Source organism: Pseudoduganella sp. RAF53_2 (assembly GCF_052113985.1).
In the GTDB taxonomy this organism is placed as follows: domain Bacteria; phylum Pseudomonadota; class Gammaproteobacteria; order Burkholderiales; family Burkholderiaceae_D; genus Rugamonas.
In genome coordinates, this window is record NZ_JBFRDW010001095.1 from 1 (window position 1) to 1,023 (window position 1,023).

A 1,023-nucleotide genomic window follows, 5' to 3' on the forward strand; every position below is an offset into this window, starting at 1 on the left:
GTGTAGTAATACTCCCCGGGCAGGATCTTGGCCGCGTCGCAGTCGAACGTCCGGTCGTAATAGACGTTGGTGGCGAATTGTTCTTTGTCCATGTCATTCTCACTATCGTTGTGCTGCTTTGAAGCCTGTGGCCTTGCGTTCATCCAGTTCGTACACCGTCTTGCCACGCAGCTTCAAAGAGTCGGACACGTAGAGGAAATTCTCCGAATGGCCCGCGAACAGCAGCGCATCCGGCTTCATCAGGGGGACAAAGCGCGCCAGGATTCTGCGCTGGGTGGCCTTGTCAAAATAAATCATCACATTCCGACAGAATATCGCATCGAAGCCGGGACGGATTTCCCACGACTCGTCCAGCAGATTGATCTGGCGGTAGGTAATCAGCTTGCGCAGTTCTTCGCGCACGCGCACGAAGCCGGCTTTATCGCCCTTCCCGCGCAGGAAAAAGCGCCGCTGGCGTTCCGGCGACAGCTTTTCGATCCGCTCGATCGGGTAGACGCCGTTGGCGGCCGTGGCCAGCACATTGGTGTCGATATCCGTCGCCAGGATGTGGACGTTGGGCGTCAGCGTGTTGAAAGCCTCGCACACCGTCATGGCGATCGAATAGGGTTCTTCGCCGGTGGAACTGGCGGAACACCAGATATTCAGGGCTTCGCCGCCACGCTTTTTCTGCACATGTTCGGCCAGCAGCGGGAAGTGATGGGCTTCCCGGAAAAAAGATGTCAGGTTGGTGGTCAGCGCGTTGGTGAAGGCTTCCCATTCGGCGTTGCCGAGCTTTCCGCCCTCCAGGTCGTCGAGGTATTTGACGAAGGAGTTGATGCCGGTGGCGCGCAAGCGGCGCGCCAGGCGGCTGTATACCATTTCCTGCTTGCTGTCGGCCAGCGCAATGCCGGCCCGCTTGTAGATCATCGCGCGGACACGTTCAAAATCTTTGCCGTTGAAGTCAAACTCTTTAACGGTATCTTTGGTCAGCGCCATTTTGTTCTTCTTCCCTAAACGTCAGACGGGCGCCGCACACAGCATGCG

1 protein-coding gene and 1 pseudogene are annotated in these 1,023 nt (G+C 57.5%); both read right to left on the minus strand.

Features of this window, described 5'->3' with window-relative positions; genetic code table 11:
- Window positions 1-92: pseudogene (locus tag AB4Z11_RS32555) on the minus strand (chemoreceptor glutamine deamidase CheD); the annotation flags it as partial.
- Between the two features lie 10 nt (window positions 93-102).
- Entirely contained in the window at window positions 103-975 is an 873-nt protein-coding gene (locus AB4Z11_RS32560) for a CheR family methyltransferase (protein ID WP_442030433.1), read from the minus strand.
- Window positions 976-1,023 lie beyond the last annotated feature (48 nt).